The sequence below is a fragment of the Haemophilus sp. HMSC066D02 genome (assembly GCF_001810545.1).
Classification (GTDB): Bacteria; Pseudomonadota; Gammaproteobacteria; order Enterobacterales; family Pasteurellaceae; genus Haemophilus_D.
In genome coordinates this window covers 20,749-35,142 of record NZ_KV801805.1, presented here as the reverse complement: position 1 = coordinate 35,142, position 14,394 = coordinate 20,749, and the positions used below count along the sequence as shown (strand labels likewise).

The 14,394-nt window shown below is 39.3% G+C and carries 19 protein-coding genes; 15 read left to right on the top strand and 4 right to left on the bottom strand.

Annotation, left to right across the window (positions count from 1 at the left end):
- Genes hisS through HMPREF2750_RS02800 form a run of 3 tightly spaced genes read left to right on the top strand, consistent with a single transcriptional unit; the run spans position 1 to position 2,399 of the window.
- Entirely contained in the window at positions 1-1,272 is a 1,272-nt protein-coding gene (hisS, locus tag HMPREF2750_RS02810) for a histidine--tRNA ligase (RefSeq protein WP_070582493.1), read from the top strand.
- Between the two features lie 18 nt (positions 1,273-1,290).
- Positions 1,291-1,905 carry a YfgM family protein gene (locus tag HMPREF2750_RS02805; RefSeq protein ID WP_049364991.1) on the top strand — a complete coding sequence of 205 codons (615 nt, stop codon included), beginning with the start codon at positions 1,291-1,293 and terminating at the stop codon, positions 1,903-1,905.
- A 50-nt stretch (positions 1,906-1,955) separates the two neighbouring features.
- A complete protein-coding gene (locus HMPREF2750_RS02800; RefSeq protein ID WP_070582492.1) occupies positions 1,956-2,399 on the top strand; it encodes a methyltransferase family protein in 444 nt (147 codons plus the stop codon).
- A 51-nt stretch (positions 2,400-2,450) separates the two neighbouring features.
- On the opposite strand, the gene sodA is transcribed toward HMPREF2750_RS02800, so the two are convergent.
- A complete protein-coding gene (gene sodA / locus HMPREF2750_RS02795; protein ID WP_049364993.1) occupies positions 2,451-3,098 on the bottom strand; it encodes a superoxide dismutase [Mn] in 648 nt (215 codons plus the stop codon).
- Between the two features lie 283 nt (positions 3,099-3,381).
- On the opposite strand from sodA, the gene ccmA reads away from it, so the two are divergent.
- The 12 genes from ccmA to HMPREF2750_RS02735 all read left to right on the top strand — a co-directional run bounded on the left by ccmA (position 3,382) and on the right by HMPREF2750_RS02735 (position 11,504).
- The gene (gene ccmA / locus HMPREF2750_RS02790) at positions 3,382-4,023 is read left to right on the top strand and encodes a cytochrome c biogenesis heme-transporting ATPase CcmA (protein WP_070582491.1); all 642 of its coding nucleotides are present in this window, start codon (positions 3,382-3,384) and stop codon (positions 4,021-4,023) included.
- Positions 4,024-4,029: 6 nt separating this feature from the next.
- Positions 4,030-4,695: a heme exporter protein CcmB gene (ccmB, locus tag HMPREF2750_RS02785; protein WP_049372896.1), complete on the top strand. Its 666-nt coding sequence runs from the start codon at positions 4,030-4,032 to the stop codon at positions 4,693-4,695.
- A gap of 67 nt (positions 4,696-4,762) precedes the next feature.
- Entirely contained in the window at positions 4,763-5,503 is a 741-nt protein-coding gene (locus HMPREF2750_RS02780; protein WP_070582490.1) for a heme ABC transporter permease, read from the top strand.
- Between the two features lie 29 nt (positions 5,504-5,532).
- A complete protein-coding gene (gene ccmD, locus HMPREF2750_RS02775) occupies positions 5,533-5,736 on the top strand; it encodes a heme exporter protein CcmD (protein ID WP_005699972.1) in 204 nt (67 codons plus the stop codon).
- On the top strand, positions 5,733-6,263 hold the full coding sequence (gene ccmE / locus HMPREF2750_RS02770; RefSeq protein ID WP_049374622.1) for a cytochrome c maturation protein CcmE: 531 nt from the start codon (positions 5,733-5,735) through the stop codon (positions 6,261-6,263). The genes ccmD and ccmE overlap by 4 nt, the downstream gene beginning before the upstream one ends.
- Positions 6,263-8,212 (top strand): heme lyase CcmF/NrfE family subunit, encoded by a 1,950-nt coding sequence (locus tag HMPREF2750_RS02765; protein WP_070582489.1) that lies wholly within the window; start codon positions 6,263-6,265, stop codon positions 8,210-8,212. The genes ccmE and HMPREF2750_RS02765 overlap by 1 nt, the downstream gene beginning before the upstream one ends.
- A gap of 52 nt (positions 8,213-8,264) precedes the next feature.
- Complete coding sequence (locus HMPREF2750_RS02760) at positions 8,265-8,810, top strand: DsbE family thiol:disulfide interchange protein (RefSeq protein ID WP_070582488.1); 546 nt, start codon at positions 8,265-8,267, stop codon at positions 8,808-8,810.
- On the top strand, positions 8,810-9,274 hold the full coding sequence (locus HMPREF2750_RS02755; RefSeq protein WP_070582487.1) for a cytochrome c-type biogenesis protein: 465 nt from the start codon (positions 8,810-8,812) through the stop codon (positions 9,272-9,274). The genes HMPREF2750_RS02760 and HMPREF2750_RS02755 overlap by 1 nt, the downstream gene beginning before the upstream one ends.
- Positions 9,274-10,191 (top strand): c-type cytochrome biogenesis protein CcmI, encoded by a 918-nt coding sequence (gene ccmI / locus HMPREF2750_RS02750; protein ID WP_070582486.1) that lies wholly within the window; start codon positions 9,274-9,276, stop codon positions 10,189-10,191. Before HMPREF2750_RS02755 ends, ccmI begins: the two co-directional genes overlap by 1 nt.
- Positions 10,191-10,589 (top strand): SMU1112c/YaeR family gloxylase I-like metalloprotein, encoded by a 399-nt coding sequence (locus HMPREF2750_RS02745; protein WP_070582485.1) that lies wholly within the window; start codon positions 10,191-10,193, stop codon positions 10,587-10,589. Before ccmI ends, HMPREF2750_RS02745 begins: the two co-directional genes overlap by 1 nt.
- A 19-nt stretch (positions 10,590-10,608) precedes the next feature.
- Positions 10,609-11,202: a DUF8095 domain-containing protein gene (locus HMPREF2750_RS02740; RefSeq protein WP_070582484.1), complete on the top strand. Its 594-nt coding sequence runs from the start codon at positions 10,609-10,611 to the stop codon at positions 11,200-11,202.
- Positions 11,203-11,207: 5 nt separating this feature from the next.
- On the top strand, positions 11,208-11,504 hold the full coding sequence (locus tag HMPREF2750_RS02735; protein ID WP_049372903.1) for a hypothetical protein: 297 nt from the start codon (positions 11,208-11,210) through the stop codon (positions 11,502-11,504).
- Between the two features lie 55 nt (positions 11,505-11,559).
- On the opposite strand, the gene hda is transcribed toward HMPREF2750_RS02735, so the two are convergent.
- From hda to upp, 3 genes are all read right to left on the bottom strand, one after another.
- Entirely contained in the window at positions 11,560-12,255 is a 696-nt protein-coding gene (hda, locus tag HMPREF2750_RS02730; RefSeq protein ID WP_049372904.1) for a DnaA regulatory inactivator Hda, read from the bottom strand.
- A 71-nt stretch (positions 12,256-12,326) separates the two neighbouring features.
- Positions 12,327-13,574 carry a nucleobase:cation symporter-2 family protein gene (locus HMPREF2750_RS02725; RefSeq protein WP_049365006.1) on the bottom strand — a complete coding sequence of 416 codons (1,248 nt, stop codon included), beginning with the start codon at positions 13,572-13,574 and terminating at the stop codon, positions 12,327-12,329.
- Between the two features lie 120 nt (positions 13,575-13,694).
- Entirely contained in the window at positions 13,695-14,321 is a 627-nt protein-coding gene (gene upp, locus HMPREF2750_RS02720; protein WP_005695610.1) for a uracil phosphoribosyltransferase, read from the bottom strand.
- Positions 14,322-14,394: the final 73 nt, after the last annotated feature.

Genomic DNA, 14,394 nt, shown 5'->3' with positions numbered 1-14,394 from the left:
GTGGCAAAAAATATTCAAGCAATTCGTGGGATGAATGACTGTTCCCCAACTGAATCTCCACTTTGGCAATGGATTGAAGGGCAGGTTCGCCAAATTTTAAGCAGCTACGGCTATTCAGAAGTACGTATGCCAATCGTGGAAAGCACACCATTATTTGCTCGTGCAATCGGTGAAGTAACCGATGTTGTCTCAAAAGAAATGTACACATTCTGGGATAATGATGAGCAATTAACACTTCGTCCTGAAGGTACAGCTGGATGTGTGCGTGCTGCGATTGAGCACGGTTGGATTTATAACAATGAACAACGTTTATGGTATATGGGACCGATGTTCCGTCATGAGCGTCCACAAAAAGGTCGTTACCGTCAATTCCATCAAGCAGGTGTGGAAGTATTTGGTATTTCAACCCCTGAAATTGATGCTGAGTTAATTATTTTAACGGCACGTTTGTGGAAAGCCTTAGGTATTGATCAACATGTTTCTCTTCAATTAAATTCGATTGGTTCATTAGAAGCACGTGCAAACTATCGTTCTGCATTAGTGGCTTTCTTAGAAAATCACCAAGATTTAATGAGCGAAGAAGAGAAAGAACGTCTTGTAAAAAATCCATTACGTATTTTGGATACTAAAAATCAAGCATTACAAGATGTATTGGACGGCGCACCAAAATTATTGGATTATTTAGATGATGAAAGTCGCGAGCATTTTGCACAGTTATGTGGTTTATTAGATGCGGTTGGCATTCAATATGAAATTAATCCAAAATTGGTTCGTGGCTTAGACTATTATAATAAAACCGTATTTGAATGGGTGACATCAGCATTAGGTGCACAAGGCACCGTATGTGGTGGTGGACGTTATGACGGCTTAGTGGAACAACTTGGTGGCCACGCAACAAGTGGCGTCGGTTTTGCAATGGGCTTAGAGCGTTTAGTGCTACTCGTTCAAGAAGTGAATAAATCGATTCCGGTAAAAAGTGCGGTAGATATTTACATTGTTTATCAAGGTGAAGGCACAACATTAGCTGCATTCCAACTCGCTGAAAAACTTCGCTCAGAATTACCGCACTTAAGCACCATGTTGCATTGCAGCGGCGGTAATTTCAAAAAACAATTTAAACGCGCTGATAAATCAGGTGCAACCCTTGCCCTTGTGCTCGGTGAAAGCGAAGTGCAAAATAATCAAGTGGTGGTAAAACACTTACTTGGCGCAGCTGAGCAACAAACCATTGATATGGCCAATTTAATTGAACACGTGAAAGCCCAATTTTAATTTTAGAAGGATAGGAAAATGGCATATACCATTGAAGAAGAACAAGAACTGAATCAGTTAAAAGAGTGGTGGAAAGACAATGGCAAAGCCATTATTGCTGCTTTCATCCTTGGCGTAGGCGGGATGTTGGGCTGGCGTTATTGGCAGTCTTATCAGGCTAATCAAATCATGCAAGCGTCTGCTGAATATGATGCGTTAGTTTATACCACAAACAAAGATGCGGCAGCACAGCAAGCTAAAGTGGCTGAATTTGTGAAAGCACATGATAAAACCAGCTATGCGGTATTTAGTTTATTAGATGAAGCAAAAGGTTTTGTTGCAAAACAAGATTACGCCTCTGCTGAAAACAGCTTGAAACAAGCGATTGCTCAATCACAAGATGATATCTTAACGTCTCTTGCAGCACTTCGTTTGTCTGCCGTGCAATTCCAGCAAGGTCAATTTGATGCCGCATTAGCAAGTCTAAATCAAGTGAAAAGCCAAGGCTTTAGTGCGCGTAAAGATCTTTTAGCGGGTGATATTCAAGTCGCAAAAGGCGATGTGAATGGTGCTAAATCAAGCTTTGAGAATGCACAGAAAAACGGTAACCCGTTAGAGAAACAAATGGCGCAGATGAAATTAAATAATCTGTAATATTTTAATTAGCCCGATTGCTCGGGCTTTTTTATTGGATTTTTGATCTGATGATTCAGAAACCGATAGTGCCGCCTCCCGTTATTTTTATTGGTTGCGCACTTAGTATGGCATATTTGCCAAATCATTATCCGTTTGAAATCAATGTGTTAGCAGTTTATTTGATTGTATTGGTTTCTTCTGTCATCGCTTTTTTCAGCCTTTGGCAATTCTATAAGAGTAAAGCGAATATCAATCCAATTCACTTAGAAAAAAGTGATGTGTTTGTGGCAAATGGTATTTATCGTTTTAGCCGTAATCCCATGTATTTAAGCTTAGCGGGTTTGTTAGTGGCATGGGCGGTTTATTTGCAAAGTGCGGTCAGTTTTATCGGTGTTTTTCTTTTTGTTTATCTCATCACACAATGGCAAATTAAACCTGAAGAATATTGGCTAGAGAAGAAGTTTGGTGAGTCTTATTTAGCTTACAAGAAAAAAGTCAGACGCTGGATTTAAGCAATAAAAAAATCGCCTAATAAAGGCGATTTTTTACATTTTGAGAAACGATTATTTAGCTGAACATCCGCAGTTTGCTAATTTTTTAGCTAAACGCTCTGCAACGAAATCCCAGTTCACTACGTTCCAGAATTCTTTGATATAGTCTGGACGACGGTTTTGGAATTTCAAGTAGTAAGCGTGTTCCCAAACATCTAAACCTAATAGTGGGAAACCTTCACAACCTGCGATTTCTTTACCCATTAATGGAGAATCTTGGTTTGCGGTAGAAACAACAGATAATTTACCTTGGTTAATCACTAACCATGCCCAACCTGAACCAAAACGAGTCGCTGCTGCTTTTTCAAATTCAGCTTTGAAGTTTTCTACAGAACCGAAATCACGTTCGATAGCTGCTTTTAAATCACCTTGTAAAGTGGTGCCTTTTTTCAATGATTTCCAGAATAAGCTGTGGTTTGCGTGACCGCCTGCGTTGTTACGTAACGCGGTACGTTTTTCAGCTGGGATTTTATCTAATTGGCTGATTAATTGACCTGCACACATTTCAGAAAATTCAGCAGGTAAAGTTTCTAACACTGCATTTGCATTATTTACATAGGCTTGGTGGTGTTTAGAGTGGTGAATTTCCATTGTTTGTGCATCAAAATGAGGTTCTAACGCATCATAAGCGTAGCCTAATTCAGGTAGAGTATAAGACATAATATGTTCCTTTTTTAAATGAAGTTAAGGTAATGTTTTTGATAAAACAACATCAAAAAGTAACTAAATAGTAGCAGAAAATTTGATTTAGATCAGTAAATCTTTTAATTATTTGATTATCTGATGAAAAAGCTAGGAAAATTTAGTTTGTTTTAAATCAATAAATACACCGATCTACTTCTAAATAGTTATGCCTTTTAGCCCTTAAAATCTCGTCAAAATTTCCCCTTGTGGTAGAATACCCGCTGATTTTTCACAAGATTTTATTTTTAAGGCTGAGACTATGTTTCCTGCTCATCAACTTCAATTAGAACAATTGGCGTGCCAACGGGGCGATCGCGTATTGTTCACTGATCTTTCACTGCAATTTCAAAGTGGTGATTTCGTGCAAATTGAAGGGCACAATGGTATCGGTAAAACAAGTTTATTGCGGATTTTAGCTGGCCTTGCACAGCCTGTAGAAGGTAAAGTGCGGTGGAATTCAGACGAGATTACAAAGCAACGCGAAGAATACCATCATCAGCTACTTTATCTCGGCCACCATTCTGGCGTAAAGCCTGAATTAACGGCATGGGAAAATTTAAAATTTTATCAGCAGATTAGTCAAAGTCAGCAAGGCACTGATATTTTATGGGATGTACTTGAAACTGCAGGCTTACTTGGGCGTGAAGATTTACCGGCTGCCCAACTTTCAGCTGGTCAGCAAAAGCGCATTGCCTTGGCGAGATTATGGATCTCGGAAGCACCACTTTGGATTTTGGATGAACCTTTTACAGCAATAGACAAAAAAGGGGTTGAAGTTTTGACCGCACTTTTTGAAAATCATGCTAAAAAAGGTGGAATGGTGATTTTAACGAGCCACCAAGAAGTGCCAAGTACGTTATTGAAAAAAATCAATCTTGCTGATTATAAATATAACTCTTAGATTTTTATGATATTTTTACAGATTATAAAGCGTGAGCTGAAGATTGCGACCCGTAAACAAGCGGAAATATTGAACCCGCTTTGGTTCTTTTTGATCGTCATCACGCTGTTTCCATTGGTGATTGGGCCGGATCCTAAACTCCTTTCTCGAATTGCACCTGGGGTTGCTTGGGTGGCGGCATTGCTTTCTGCGTTGCTGTCTTTTGAACGCTTATTCCGAGATGACTTTATTGATGGCTCTTTAGAACAATTGATGCTTACGGCTCAACCTTTAGCGCTAACGGCACTTGCAAAAGTTGTTGCACACTGGTTATTAACAGGTTTGCCGTTGATTTTACTTTCACCTATTGCGGCTTTATTGCTTTCGTTGGAAGTGAATATTTGGTGGGCATTGGTGCTTACACTCTTAGTGGGCACACCGATTTTAAGCTGCATTGGCGCAATTGGTGTGGCATTGACGGTGGGGTTGCGTAAAGGTGGCGTATTGCTGAGTTTACTTGTGGTACCATTATTCATTCCAGTTTTAATTTTTGCTTCAGCAATTTTAGATGCCGCTACGTTAAATCTCCCTTATGGTGGACAGCTTGCTATTTTAGGTGCAATTTTGGCTGGTGCGATAACGTTGTCGCCTTTTGCTATTGCCGCTGCACTACGAATTAGTTTAGATAATTAATCATCATGGCGGTGAAAGTGCGGTCAGATTTTTAACTGTTTTTTATTTTTTGAATTAAGGATCTTTTATGTGGAAGTGGTTACATCCTTACGCAAAACATGAAACCCAATATCATTTATGTGGCAAATTAAGTCCATTTTTTGGTGTGATTGCGGTTTTATTATTGGCTGTTGGAATCGTTTGGGGTTTAGCTTATGCGCCGGCAGATTATCAGCAAGGCAATAGTTTCCGAATTATGTATGTGCATGTGCCGGCGGCGATTTGGTCAATGGGCGTATATGGCTCGATGGCGATTGCGGCGATTATTGCGTTAGTTTGGCAAATTAAAGCTGCACATCTTTCGATGGTTGCTATGGCGCCAATTGGTGCGATGTTTACCTTTATCGCGTTAGTCACAGGCGCAATTTGGGGTAAACCGATGTGGGGAACCTGGTGGGTGTGGGATGCGCGTTTAACCGCAGAACTCATTCTTTTCTTCTTATATATCGGTGTATTAGCCCTTTATTCTGCATTTTCTGATCGTGCGGTGGGCGCAAAATCAGCGGGAATCTTGTGTATTGTTGGCGTAGTGAATTTACCAATTATTCACTTTTCCGTAGAGTGGTGGAATACTTTACACCAAGGGGCAAGTATCACGAAGTTTGAAAAACCTTCAATTGCAACGCCAATGTTAATTCCACTGATTTTATGTATTTTGGGATTTTTATTTTTATCCATTTGGTTTACGCTTGTGCGTTACCGCGTTGAATTGCTAAAAGAAGACTGCAAACGCCCATGGGTAAAAGAGTTAGCAAGTAAGCTGAAATAGTTTTTTATTTTTATTTTAGGGAGCGGAAAATGTTTTTCCAAAGTTGGAGTGATTTTATCAATATGGGAGGCTACGGTTTTTATGTGTGGCTTTCCTATGGCATTAGCCTCGTGGCAATGATCATTTTGGCGATACAAAGCGTCAAGGGGCGTAAAGCGGTGTTAAAAGAAGTGTTACGCGAGCAACAACGTGAAGCCCGTTTAAACCAAGCAAATAAAGGAAATACGCTATGAATCCAAGACGTAAATCAAGACTTTCGATCATCATCTTTGTGATTTTAGGTATTTCGATTGCAACAGGTTTGGTGCTTTATGCGCTTCGCCAAAACATTGATTTATTTTATACACCTTCGGAAGTTGTAGAAGGGAAAGATGGAAATCCTGATCAAAAACCTGAAGTTGGGCAACGTATTCGTGTCGGTGGTATGGTGGTCGAAGGCTCTGTTAGTCGAGATCCGAAAAGTCTCAAAGTTCGCTTTGATGTAAATGATATTGGTCCATCAATTACAGTAGAGTACGAAGGTATTCTGCCGGATCTTTTCCGCGAGGGACAAGGTATTGTTGCGCAAGGCGTGCTAAAAGAACCAACCTTATTGGAAGCAACAGAAGTGCTTGCTAAGCATGATGAAAATTATGTGCCACCAGAATTGGGTGAGAAAATGCAGAAAATGCATAAACCAATGGGGGCAGAATTAAAAGGCGAGAGTGAAGCCGATCGTCGTTATAAAGAAACCCAGCAAAAATCGCAAGAAGGTCGCTAATGATTGCTGAATTAGGAAATTATGCGCTTGCTTTAAGCCTTGCCGTTTCATTCTTTTTAGCCATTTTTCCGTTATGGGGGGCTGAAAAAGGTCATTCTCAACTCATGTCATTGGCTCGTCCAATGACTTATGGTTTATTTTTCAGTTTAACCATTGCTTTTGCGGCATTGTTCTACCTCTTTGCCGTCAATGATTTTAGTGTGCAATATGTGGTGAATAACTCCAACAGCAGTTTGCCGATTTATTATCGTTTATCTGCAGTTTGGGGGTCACATGAGGGCTCATTATTGCTTTGGATTTGGTTATTAACCCTTTGGGGGGCTGCAGTAGCCTTATTTAGCAAACACTTGCCACAAGAAGCGGTGGCTCGCGTGTTGGGTATTATGGGGATTATTAGCATCGGCTTTTTACTCTTCGTATTATTTACCTCAAATCCATTTACCCGTACATTCCCTGACTTCCCAGTAGATGGCAGAGAACTCAACCCAATGTTGCAAGATGTTGGCTTGATTTTCCATCCTCCATTGCTTTATATGGGATATGTTGGTTTTTCTGTGGCTTTTGCCTTTGCGATTGCATCATTAATGACAGGGAAATTAGACTCCGCTTGGGCAAGATGGTCTCGCCCTTGGACGATGGCAGCTTGGGTCTTTTTAACACTCGGGATTGTACTCGGTTCTTGGTGGGCCTATTATGAGCTAGGCTGGGGGGGCTGGTGGTTCTGGGATCCAGTAGAAAATTCTTCTTTAATGCCTTGGCTTGCAGGAACCGCATTAATCCACTCTTTAGCGGTTACTGAAAAACGTGGCTCTTTTAAAGCTTGGACTGTGCTTTTAGCAATCCTTGCTTTCTCACTTTGCTTACTGGGTACGTTCTTAGTTCGTTCCGGTATCTTAGTGTCAGTACACGCCTTTGCTTCAGATCCTACACGTGGTTTATATATTCTTGCTTATTTGGTTGTGGTAATTGGTGGTTCTTTAACCTTGTACGCTTACAAAGGAAACCAAATTCGTTCGCGTGATAATGCAGAACGCTATTCTCGAGAAACCTTATTGTTACTAAATAACATCCTATTAATGACCGCACTTTGTGTGGTGTTCTTAGGAACGTTATTACCGCTAGTTCATAAACAATTAGGCTTAGGATCTATTTCGATCGGTGCACCGTTCTTTGATCAAATGTTCCTGATTATTATGACCCCATTTGCCTTATTACTGGGTATTGGACCGTTAGTAAAATGGCGTCGTGACCAGTTATCTGAAATTCGCACACCGGTTGTTGTGAGTGTGGTTGTGATGGCGATTACAGGTTTTGCTTTACCGTATTTCCTACAAAATAAACTCACTGTCAGTGCGGTGCTTGGCACCATGATGTCCGTCATTATTGTGTTATTAAGCCTTTATGAAATGAAACAACGTGCAACACACCGTGAATCTTTCTTTAAAGGTATTACCAAACTTTCCCGTTCCCATTGGGGGATGATTTTAGCTCACCTTGGTGTGGCGATGACGGTTTGGGGAATTGCATTTAGCCAAAACTTTAGTGTAGAACGTGATGTGCGAATGGCCGTGGGCGATACAGTACAGATTGCTAACTATGACTTCAAATTTGCTGGCGTGAGTGACGCAAATGGTCCTAACTATATGGGCGGTAAAGCACAAATTGATATTTCAAAAGCGGGTAAACCAGAAGCAACATTATTCGCTGAAAAACGTTTTTATACTGTCAGTAAAATGCCAATGACTGAAGCTGCAATTAATTGGGGCTTTACCCGCGATCTTTATGTTGCCTTGGGTGAAAAAATAGATGATAACTCATGGGCGCTTCGCCTTTACTATAAACCGTTTATCCGTTGGATTTGGATTGGTGGATTGTTTATGGCATTAGGTGGTTTGCTCTGTATGTTTGACCGTCGTTATCGTTTTAGTCGATTAGTTAAACAGTCTTAATTGTAATAAGGGGCTTATTACCCCTAGAAATAGATGTAAAATTGATAGTGTTATGAATAAAAAACTACTTATCCCACTTATTGTTTTTCTTGCCGTGGCGGCAGCTTTTTTAGTTCAGTTAGGACGCAATGCGCAAGGTGATGATCCAAAAGCGTTAGAATCTGCTCTTGTGGGGAAACCTGTGCCACAGAAAACATTAATGGATTTATTGGAAAATAAAACCTACGGTAATGAAATTTTCCAACAAGGTAAACCGATTCTCTTGAATGTGTGGGCGACTTGGTGTCCAACTTGTTATGCAGAGCATCAATATTTGAATCAATTGGCTAAACAAGGCGTAACAATCATTGGTATCGACTATAAAGATGAATCACCAAAAGCTGTAAAATGGCTAAAAGATTTAGGCAATCCTTATAGTCTTGTGCTTAAAGATGAAAAAGGTTCTTTTGCATTAGATTTGGGTGTTTACGGCGCCCCGGAAACATTTATCGTTGATGGTAAAGGCGTGATTCATTATCGCTTAGCGGGTGATGTGAATGAACGCGTTTGGAATGAGACCTTAAAACCGATTTATGACAAACTCGCGGAGAAACCATAATGAAAAAATCATGGCTTTTTTTAACCGCACTTTTTGTGAGTATCTCAGCGACAGCCTCTATTGATGCATTGAATTTTGCCTCACCGGAGCAAGAAAAGGACTATCATCAATTAACACAAGAATTGCGTTGTCCTCAATGTCAAAATAACAATATTGCTGATTCGAATGCAACCATTGCAGTAGATATGCGTGGTAAAGTGTTTGAGCTGTTACAAGAAGGTAAAAATCGAAATGAAGTGGTGGATTATATGATCCAACGCTATGGCAATTTCGTGACTTATGATCCACCAATGACGATGTCAACAATCGTTCTATGGATTGCTCCAATTTTGTTAGTGTTGATTGGCATTCTATTTGTATTTAAACGTAAATCTAAAAGCCTAAGTGCGGTCAATTCTGACGCGATTTTAAATGATGAAGAGAATGCACGTTTATCGGCTTTACTCAAAGAAAAGGATAAATAATGAATTTTGCATTAAGTATTATTGCGCTCACTTTAGTCGTGGCATTGATTTGTTTTTATCCCTTGTTACGTTCTGTTAAAGCTAAAGAAGATAAAAAGCGTGATGAATTAAATAAAGCGTTATATTTTTCTCGTTTGCAAGAGATTGAGCAAGATAATCAACAGGGTTTAGTTGAAAATGTTGAACAACTCAAGCAAGAGCTACAAAAAACATTATTGGAAGATATTCCTCAAAAAGAGACTCAAACCATCGATAAAAATGCTAAAAATTACGGTAAGTTGTGGTTTGTTTCTGGTTTATTAGGTTTGGCCATTATTGCTGGTGCGGCTTATTTCCCTCTGGGCTCTTGGAAAGCCGAAGATATGATGGAAAAGACATTGGCAAAATTACCTTATTTCTTTGAACGGATCAAAGAAGAAGACACAAACCCAATGACAGATGCAGAAATGCAGCAATTTTCGACCGCACTTCGTTTGGATTTACAAAAAACACCAACGGATGCTAAAAAATGGTGGTTGTTAGGTCAGGTAGGGATGAATTTAGGTAATGGAAAATTAGCCTTTGATAGTTATCAACAAGCGAATAAACTTGAGCCGGGTAATTTAGATTATAAGCTTTCTTATGCGCGTATGTTAATGTCTTCTGAAGATCAAACGGATAAACTGAAAGGTAATCAGCTTTTACGCGAGATTATTCGTCAAGATCATTCTAATCCTGAAGCATTAAGTTTACTTGCTTTCAGTTATTTTGAAGGTGAGGATTATAAAATGGCAGCCGTTACCTGGGCAATGATGCTACGTTTATTGGAACCAGATGATCCTCGCGTGCCAATGCTTGAAAAGAGTATTCGTGCGGCACGTGATGCTCTTGCTTTACAGGAAGAAGAAAAAGCAAAAAGTGTCACACCGGAGAAATAATGAAACCTCAATTATTAGGTTTTCACCATATTGCAATTATTGCTTCGAACTATGCTCGTTCGAAGCATTTTTATATGGAGATTTTAGGGGCGAAACAGTTAAATGAAACTTATCGTGAAGAGCGAGATAGTTATAAATTAGATTTAAGTTTTCCTGATGGGAGTCAAATAGAGCTATTTTCTTTCCCAAATCCGCCTCAAAGAGTAACTAGCCCTGAAGCCTGTGGTTTACGGCATTTGGCATTCAAAGTAGAAAATATTGATGAGTATGTCGCTTATCTTTTTGAAAATAGCATTGATAGTGAACCAATTAGGGTTGATGAATTAACGGGAATGAAGTACACTTTCTTTAGAGACCCAGATTATTTACCTATTGAGTTATACGAAAATAATTATTAACGTAGAAAATCAAATTATTATGAGTCATATTAAGAAAAAAATTGGGATTTACTCTTTTTGTATTTTAGCATCGTCAGTTGTTTTAGCCGAAGGTAGTAGTGTTGTATATGCAACAAAGGTAAAAACGCCTGAAAATAATCTTTCAGTTAATGTTTCTGAAAGTAATATTTCTGAAACAGTGAAATATATTGATGGAAAAGGGCAAAGAAGTTTAGATCCTAAATCTGAAAAAGATATGGAAGAGCTTGCTAATAGTGTTGAATTTGAAGTATATAAATTTAACGAAGTTGCGGCATCCAAAACAACGTTTCTTTCACCAGCGGGAATCTGTAGCGGTTTTAAAAGTACAGATGGTGTAGATGTAACAAATTCTAGTAATTATTACATTAAGCCAAATGATGCCAGTGAATATTATGGAAGCGTGTTAGGGGCAACAATTTATAAACAGAGCGAAACGAAAACTTCGCAGTATGTGCCTGTTTATGCAATAAAGAATGCCAATGTAGCGAAATACATTGAAAATAACGAAGATCCTAATGTTAGAAGAAAAGCGAACGAACGGATCAAAGAAGGCAGAGAAACACTTAATAAAGTGGTTTGTAACAAAAGGTAAAATTTATGAAAAAATTAATCTCTATTGCAGCGTTAGCTGTTTTAACTGCGTGTACAGCACCTCAGGAAGCTTCAAGTATTGGTAATGGCGCAGCTGCGTATGATATGAATACTGTACAAGATTATAATGCTCGAGTAACAAGTGGTAATACTGTTACTGCTCGAGAAAAAGCGAGAGTCGCACAAAGAGATAGCGTTCCAAATGAAGTGAATGCAAGCGATCATCGTCCAAAAATGACAGGCTATTCTCGTTATCCAGTGGCCATTATGCCGGCATTTGGCTATTGTCACCATTGCTGGTAATTAAATAAAGAAAAAATAACCGCGCTTGAAAAAGTGCGGTTATTTTTTTGCTTGTTTATAAGCCTAAAATCGATTTCACAAAAGGAATCGTCAGATTTCGTTTGGCTTGTAGTGAGGCTTCATCGAGTTTCACTAATGCTTCTTTTAGTGTTGCCATATCACGATCTAAACGCGTGAATATAAAATTGGCAGTCTCATCTGAAAGTATGATGCCTCGTTGATGGGCATTCTGTTTCAATACTGCAAATTTTTGTTCATCGCTGAGTGGAATCAATTGATAACTTTCTCCCCATTTTAAGCGAGAAGCAAGATCCGGTAATTTAACGGGTAGAGCCGTTGGAGATTGATCTGCACTGACAACTAATAAAGTTTTGCCATTAGCCTTAATACGATTAAAGAGATCAAATAAGGCAATTTCCCATTCTGAATTTCCAATAATTGTTTGCAAATCATCTAAACAAACTAATTCTTGATGCTCCAAATTCTCAAAAACTGCAGTAGAAAAATATTGTGATTTGCTCAATGGGACATAAATGGCGCTCCGTTGTTTCTGAATATATTCATTACAGAGTGCGCGTAGAAGATGAGTTTTTCCGACGCTTTGGTTTCCCCAAAGGTAGAAGAATTGCTGTTGTAAATCAGTCATGTTTTGGCGTAAAGAATTGAGCAATAATGCATTATTATCGCTATAAAAATTCTCAAGCGTTTCATCATCAATTTGATGAATAGGTAAAGAAAGTTGCTGATTCACGGATTAACGAGTTGATTTAAAATAAAAAAGAAAGGGCTAAATTTTCATTTAACCCTTTTGTTTGGGAAGTTTTATTCTACTTCATTTTTCGCTTTTGGCAAAATCAAGTTCAGCACAATGGCAACGATGGCACAAAGGCTAATTCCTTTTAGGGAAACAACATCGCCTACGTTGACAAACATATTACCGATACCGAAGGTCATAACTACCGAAATGATACAAAGGTTGCGAGGTTCAGTTACATCTACTTTGCCTTTAATTAAGGTACTCATCCCAACAACGGCAATCGAGCCGAATACCAACATCATAATGCCCCCCATTACGATGGTTGGAATAGTAGAAAGGAATGCGCCTACTTTACCACAGAAGGAAATCGCAATTGCCCATACCGCAGCCCAAGTCATAATATTTGGATTGAAGTTGCGAGTTAGCATGACTGCACCCGTTACTTCGGCATAAGTGGTATTTGGTGGACCACCTACTAATGACGCTGCAGCCGTTGCTACACCATCCCCTAATAGAGTACGGTGTAAGCCTGGTTTTTTAAGGAAATCTTTACCTGTTACAGAACTGATTGCCATAATACCACCCACGTGTTCAACTGCTGGTGCGATAGCAATCGGTAGCATATAAAGAATAGCTTCTAAATTAAATTCTGGTTTGGTTAACTCAGGTAATTCAAACCATTTTGCGTCTAAAACAGGTTGGAAGTTAATTAATCCTAAGAATAAACAAACCACATAGCCAGCAACGATACCAAACATAATTGGAATCAGTTTCATCATACCTTTAGCAAATACTGCAACAGAAAGGGTAGTGACCAAGGTAATCATTGAAACCAATACCGAATGCTCATAGCTATATGCACTGTTTTTACCTAATGCCATATCCACAGCAACGGGGGCAAGTCCCATACCGATAATGATAATTACAGGACCCACAACAACAGGCGGGAAGATGCGCTCAAGTGCAGCACTACCACGCAATTTTACTAAAGTTGATAGTGCGAAATAGACGAAGCCTGCACAAGCAAGTCCACCCATTGTGGTTGGAATGCCCCAAGTTTGTACGCCATATTGAATAGGTGCAATAAAGGCAAAAGAGGAGGCTAAGAAAATAGGAACCTGTTTACCGGTACAAAGTTGGAAAAGTAGTGTACCGATACCGGCTGTGAGAAGGGCTGTATTAGAATTTAATCCGGTGATTAAGGGAACTAATACTAAGGCGCCGAAGGCCACAAATAACATCTGTAAACCGACAAACGCTTGTTTGCCCATGCTTTGCACCTCAACAGGTGCGGTTGTAGTTTGATTACTCATTTAGTTTCAACTCTCGGTTTGAATTAACTGAAAGTGCGGTCGGTTTTAATGCTTTTTTAGCTTTTGTGTTTTCACGCACGGAAAAAAGACGGCCATAAATGCCGTCTTATTAAAAGGGAATTATTTCGTCCCAAAAATCTTATCGCCTGCATCACCCAAGCCTGGAATGATGTAGCCTTGTTCATTTAAGTGATCATCAATAGATGCGCAATAAAGTTCGATATCTGGATGCGCTTTTTCTAATGCTTTGATTCCTTCAGGTGCCGCGACTAATACTAATACTTTGATGTGTTGGCAACCTTTTGCTTTTAATAAATCAATTGTGGAGATCATTGAACCACCGGTTGCGAGCATTGGATCCACAACGATAGCTAAACGTTCTTCTAAATCACTCGCAAGTTTTTGGAAATAAGGAACAGGTTCAAGGGTTTCTTCATTACGATAAATCCCGACTACACTGATACGAGCGCTTGGAACGTGCTCTAATACACCGTCCATCATACCAAGACCCGCACGTAAAATTGGCACAACAGTGACTTTTTTGCCTTTGATACGTTCAATTTCAACAGGACCATTCCAACCTTCAATAATCACTTTTTCTGTTTCAAGATCGGCAGTGGCTTCATAGGTAAGTAAGCTACCCACTTCAGTTGCAAGTTCACGGAATTTTTTGGTATCAATATCAGCTTCGCGCATCACGCCTAATTTATGTTTAACAAGCGGATGTTTAACTTCAACAAGTTTCATCTTTTTTCTCCCTTTTAAAAAACAAATCGGAGAATTTTATATCAGAAATATTGAATTTCCTAGTGTTTTTATT